1 protein-coding gene is annotated in these 7,127 nt (G+C 40.5%); it reads left to right on the top strand.

Going from position 1 to position 7,127, the window contains the following annotated elements:
• Positions 1 to 155: 155 nt before the first annotated feature.
• A partial coding sequence (locus CWB72_RS20120) for a M4 family metallopeptidase (protein WP_138635180.1) occupies positions 156 to 7,127 on the top strand: 6,972 nt, incomplete at its 3' end.

Genomic DNA, 7,127 nt, shown 5'->3' on the forward strand with positions numbered 1-7,127 from the left:
TGCGCAGCTCAGGTTATTTATTAACAATCGTTTACTTTATCGCTGTGTGTTGTTTGTTTATCGCCCACTATTAGAGGTACAATCACTACTTTTCGGCAAGAAGTGCGCATCGCTTTTTGTCTATTTTGTGTTCTCTATGTTAAAAAAGGAATAGCATGGCTAACTGGACTAAGTTAGGGCTAATTTCTTCGGCGGTTTTCGCTAGTCTCACGGCATATTGTGCTGACTCTCAAAGAGTGACGAGCCTTAATCAAGCTGAAGTAAAGGCTCTAATATCTGCTCAATCTACTTTATCAAGTAATAATACTTACTTTGCGCCTATCAATAATCATGGTGTAAAACAACTAAAAGCAACTCACCAGCGTATGCAGCAATTTGTGCTTAATACGCCGATATGGGGACAGCAATTAAGTGTTCAAACTGCATCACAGCATGTTTCGGGTTTTTACGCTGCAAACCTTGATGTAAATAAGCTAAAACAACTTCAAACTCAGACTGTAAATGATAACGATTTTGCACAAGCAATTCTAAAAAAAGCAAAGTTAGATGCTAATACAGATTATGAGCTTCATGAAACAAAGCGCTACGTATACCTAGAAAATGGTGATGCCGTATTTGCACAATTGGTTCAACTTGAGATTAAGTTGCCGAATGAAGTGCTTAAGCCTACAGCGCTAATCACTGAGCACAATAATAAAGTTGTAAAATACTGGAATGATATTCATCACGCTGAAGCAACAGGGCCTGGCGGTAATGAGAAAATGGGTCGAGTAGAGTTTGGTGATGACCTACCTGCTATGCAAGTGACGCAAGATGGAGATACGTGTTACCTAGAAAATGAGAAAGTAAAAACGGTATCGTTAGAGTCTAATGACAATAATACAGAAGCATTCTCATTCCCTTGTAGTCGCAACACGCATAAAGAAATTAATGGAGCGTATTCTCCATTAAATGAAGCCCATGCGTATGGCACGGCCGTATTTGATATGTACAATGATTGGTACGGTACGGCTCCATTAACTTTCCAACTATTAATGCGTGTGCATTATGGTAATAGTTACGAAAATGCCTTTTGGAATGGCAGCGCGATGACCTTCGGTGATGGCGCAAGTCGATTCCACCCACTTACCTCTTTAGACATTGTGTCTCATGAAGTCAGTCATGGCTTTACTGATCAAAACTCAGATCTTATTTATAGAGAACAATCTGGCGGCATCAATGAAGCGTTCTCTGATATTGCAGGTGAAGCCGCGGAGTTCTTTTTACGTGGTGAAAATGACTGGTTGATTGGCGCCGACATTATGAAAACCGCCACTGCGATAAGATATTTTGAAACCCCATCTTTAGATGGTGCTTCGATCGATCATGCTGATGATTATTATGGTGGTATTGATGTTCACTATAGTAGTGGTGTATTTAATCGCGCTTTTTTCTTATTAGCGAACACAGAAGGTTGGGGCGTTCGCAAAGCATTTGATGTGATGGTACGCGCAAACCAGCAATACTGGGTTGCAAGTACAGACTTTGTAGATGGCGCATGTGGTGTAATTAACTCAGCGATTGATTTAGGTTATGAAATCCCTGATGTGGTCTCAGCTTTTGAGCAAGTGGGTGTTGAGTGTGACAATATTCAGTTTATTGATGCTGACCAAGATGGCATGGATGACAACTGGGAGTTGCTATATGGCTTAAATCCAGCAGACGCGAATGATGCAGAGCTTGATTTAGACTTAGATACTTTGAGTAATTTACAAGAGTATCAATTAGGTTCATTCCCAAATAACACCGACAGTGACAATGATGGCTTGCAAGATGGTGATGAAGTAAATCAATACAATACATCGCCAGCAAATGCAGATTCTGACTCTGACAGAATGCCAGATGGCTGGGAAGTACAATATCAATTAGATCCTACTTCTTCAGCAGATGCGAATCTAGACAATGACGAAGATGGGTTTAGTAATGTAATTGAGTATTTCAACGATACCGATCCAACTGACGCGGCTTCTTTCCCTGAAGGTACTTTAGAACTTTTCTATAACTTTGAAGACGGTCTAGTGCCAGAAAGCTTTGTACATTCAAATCAATCTTCACCTTGGTTTGTAACTGAAATCGAAGGTCAAAAAGTTTTAACCAATAATGACATCGGCGACAGTCAACGAACCAGTACTAAGTTTGAGTTTGTTGCTCAGCAAGGTGCGATTAGCTTTGATTATAAAACAGATACTGAGCAGGGTTATGATTACCTTGAAGTTTATTTGAATGGTGAGCAAGTTTTAAGAACTTCAGGTCAGCAAGAGTGGAGCTCTTTTAATTACTCAGTATTGCCTGGAGCCAATGAGATTGAGTTCGTTTTCGATAAAGACGCTAGTGTAAGTACACAAGCCGATGCTGTTTATATCGACAATATCTATATTGGTGATAATTCACTAGATACAGACCAAGATGGTATGCCTGACTTCTGGGAAGTGCAATATGGTCTAGATATCAACGATGCAAGCGACGCAGCGGGCGACTTAGACAATGATGGCCTGTCTAATCTAGCTGAATACCAAAATCAGACTGCGCCGAATAACTCTGATTCAGATTCGGACGGTATGCCTGATGGCTGGGAAGTACAATATGGTCTTGCGCCTAATGATCCAGAAGATGCGACATTAGACGCTGATAATGATGGCTTTAGTAACTTAGAAGAGTTTACTCTTGGCACCGAGCCAAATAATGCAGATTCGTTCCCTGTAGCATTAGATATAACGACGTCTTTTGAAGAGAATACTTTACCTGAATGGTTAACGACACCAAATGACTCAAATGCAGCTTGGGTGCTTGACACTGACATGGCTACTGATGGACAGCAAAGTATCAGATCTGGAGAAATCACTAGTGGACAAACGAGTTCATTTGCTATCACTGGATACTTTGATGAAGGTCTTTTATTATTTCAGTCATATTTAAACATGGGGCAGGGCGGTGATTTTTTTGCCGTCATAGTCAATGGTGAATATTTTTATTCAGATTTTATTGTTCCAGAATGGAAAACAGAAATTGTTAACATACCTAGTGGCCTTAATACGATAGAGTTTCTCTACTACGAGGATACTGATAGTAACTCCACAGAAAGGTTTATTCTTTTAGATAACTTTATTTGGTTACCAAATGGCAGCGATAGAGACTCAGACAGTGATGGCATGCCAGACCATTGGGAAGTTCAATATGGCCTAGACATCAATGATGCAAGCGACGCAACCGGTGACTTAGACAATGACGGCCTTTCTAATCTAGCTGAATACCAAAATCAGACTGCGCCGAATAACTCTGATTCAGATTCGGACGGTATGCCTGATGGCTGGGAGGTACAATATGGTCTTGCGCCTACAGATCCAGAAGATGCAGCATTAGACGCAGATAATGATGGCTTTAGTAACTTAGAAGAGTTTACTCTTGGCACCGAGCCGAATAATGCAGAGTCTTACCCTACATCACTGGATATAACGACGTCTTTTGAAGGTAATACTTTACCTGAATGGTTAACAACGCCAGATAGCTCAAATGCTGAATGGGTTATCGATAGAGATATGACATCTGATGGCCAGCAGAGTATTCGTTCAGGTGATATTTCTGATGATGAAATAAGTTCATTTGTTGTTTCAGGCATATTTTCAGAAGGCAAACTTCTTTTTGATTTATATCAGGATACTCAACAATGGTGCTGTGATTATTTGCAGATATTCATTAATGATGAGGAAGTTTACAAATCCTATGGACTGCCTCAACGAACTTGGTTATATCAGCATATAAGCATACCTGAAGGGTTAAATACCATTGAGTTTAGATATCGTAAAGATGGTTCTTATTCAACTGAAGAGGATCTGGTTCGTTTAGATAACTTTGTATTTTTGACGAATAACAGCACTCGTGATAGTGACAACGACGGTTTACCTGATCTGTGGGAGCTTGAATATGGGCTAAATTGGAATGACTCGGCAGATGCGCAGACAGACTCAGATATTGATGGACTTACTGCGTTACAAGAATTCCAAGCTCAAACTAGCCCAATTAACTCTGATACTGACTCAGACCAATTGCCGGATGGCTTTGAAGTAGACAATACGCTTAATCCACTTAATGCAGCTGATGCCGCATTAGACAACGACGTCGACAGTTATACAAACCTTCAAGAGTTTTATGCTAACAGTGATGTGAATTCATCGGCTTCACTACCACGTCAAATCTCACAGTTATCAGAAGACTTTGAAAGTGATTTATTACCAGAGTGGTTTGTTCAAACAGCTGATTCAACTGCCGGTTGGGAGCTATCAACAGAGTGGCATCAATCAGGCAGCCAAAGCCTTAAAGTAAACACTGATGACTACAATGATATAGCTGGCTTTGCCATTGCTGGTGAGTTTGAAGCAGGCTTAATTGTGTTTGAAAGTAATGGTCGGAATATACAAGTATATTTAAATGATCAGCTAGTCAAAGATGTTAACTCATATCAAGAAACAATGAGTGCTATCTCATTGTCAAATGGTTTCAACGTGGTTCGTTTTATTGGTAGAAGGTCTTCTCATATTGATGATATCTCTCTTGGCATTGAAATACCTGCAGATAGAGATTCAGATAGTGATGGCATCCCCGATGTTTGGGAACTAGAGTATGGATTGAACCCTCGAGATAGCTACGATGCAACTCATGACGTCGACTATGATGGTTTGACCAATATTCAAGAGTACAACCTAAATTCTAACCCAGCAACTAACGATACTGACAATGACGGTGTTCAGGATAGTGAAGACTCTCACCCTAACGATGCATCTCAAGGTGAGAATCAAGCCCCTGTATTTGTAGACTTAAGTGAACAAAAAATTGAAGCGCGTTCAGATAGAACACGATTAAGAGATATTTATATCCCTGAAGTAACAGACAATGGCCATCTAGAACCTAATGTCTATTTGGTGAGTAGTAATTACTTAGAGTTGGGGCCGCATCAAGTTACTTGGCGTGCTCGTGATAATGTAGGTAATGAAACAGAAGATCATGTTCAAACAATTAATATTGTAGATACCACTGCACCTGAATACCGCAGGGGATTATCAGACGCGGTTGTAAGAACGCATGAACAGTTGGCCGCTTTACTCACTGAGCGAAATGTATTTTATGACAGAGTAGATCAGTACGATGTAACAGTAAGTATTGACCCTAGTGTTAGTTTACATTCGGGTAATCGTCGTATCCCTGTATCAGTGACTGATAAGAGTGGGAACTCTGAGACTCACATAGTAGATGTGGGTATTTTACCTGAACTAATTATTCCTGAGGCGATAGTGAGCGCTCAAGAAGGTGAATTGAGCTTGCCACTAATTTTAGATGGTGAATCACCTTTTAGCTCAATGAGTTTAGACCTAGAAGTAGATGGAAACCATGTTCTTGGGCTTTATATTGATAACGGTGATCTAAAACTATCACCGCAAATTAAAGTAGAGTCATCGTTATTTATAGAAGGTGCAAATATTAAAGTTAAAAATGTAAGTGGTGCTTATGTCGCAGAGCATGACACATCAGTACTGTCTGTTAAACCAGCACAATATACGCCTAACCTTACTGCTAGTTTGATGGTCGATCAGCTACCAACTTCAGTTTTGGAGTCAACCCAAACTTATGCTGAGCTAAGGTTTTTTGTTGAAGACTTGAACGTGGGTAATGAACATGAAGTTGAAGTCAGCCCTGCACTTTCATCAGGTTACTTGGACTACTCTACTTGGTACCGAGATGGTACTTATGGTTTTAACCCAAGTGAGTTAGAGGTTGGGACACATAACTTCACAATCAAGGTGACCGAAACCAACACTGAATCACCACTTTCAAGTGAAATAGTGTTACCAATCACTATTGTTGCTCCTCTTGAATTAACTGATGCAGATACCGATAATGATGGTATAAGTGATGCTGAAGAAGGGGTAACAGACAGAGACCGTGATGGTATCGTTGATTATCTTGATGCAATCAGCAGCCCAAGTATCGCAACACTCGGTGATAACCAATCTCTTAATGTGTTAGATATGAGCGCACGAGTTACTTTAGGTCAAGTTAAGTCAGGCCTTACAGATGGCTTTGCAACGGATATGTCAATCACTGCTGAGATGGTTGAGCAATACAGTGAAACGGCATTTGGTAGTACTGAGCAATTATTTGACCCTCATTACAGAGACATCAGTAAAACGGCTAGTGTGACTGCGGTTTTACTAGCGGGTAATACAAGCGCGACGCTGACCTTACCAAGCCAAGTTACGACGTTACTAAATACAACACCTAAAGTACGCGCATTAACGTCAAATGGTTGGATCACTCTAGAAGAAGTTCAGACTGATGAATCATGTACTCATTGTGTTGCATTTAATGTAACTGATGGTGGTGATATGGACTTAGATGGCTCAGTAAACGGCCAAGTAGAGGTGGTTGCTAAGCTCGCTATTGCTGATGCTAACCGTTTACCTGAACTGGTATTAGAAGCGCCAGAAAGTATCAATGAAAATACGTCATTTGAACTCGATGCGTCACAAAGTTTCGATTTAGACAAAGATGAGATTAGTTACACTTGGTCAATTTCGAATGCGGCTATTGAACTTGAGCCAAAAGATGACGGTAAAGTAACACTTACTGTCGGCGAATTAGCTGAGTCTATCGATACGGTGTTAACTTTAGTTCTAAATGATGGCTATGGGATTGTTGAACGTGAATTCAATATTACTTTCAATCATGTGAACGCATTGCCTGTTATCACGCTTACTGACTTTATTCAGGTGAATGAGCAAACAGCGGTGGCAGTGTCAGCATCAGCGACTGATAAAGAGTCAACTTCATTGAGTTATGAGTGGACGCAAAAAATGGGCTTGGCTGTTGAAATTCAAGATGCAACATCACAAATCTTAGCTTTCACAGCACCAAGTGTGACTGTAGATAAGGACCTAGAGTTCGAGTTAGCAGTAAATGATGGGTCAGATATTGCTAAGTCATTGATCAAAGTTAAGGTTTTGAATAATCAAACAGATGGTTCAGGTAGCGGAAGCACAGATGGCGGAAGCACAGATGGCGGAAGCACAGATGGCGGAAGCACAGATAGTGGAAGC

This window comes from Pseudoalteromonas phenolica (assembly GCF_005886345.1).
Classification (GTDB): Bacteria; Pseudomonadota; Gammaproteobacteria; order Enterobacterales; family Alteromonadaceae; genus Pseudoalteromonas; species Pseudoalteromonas phenolica_A.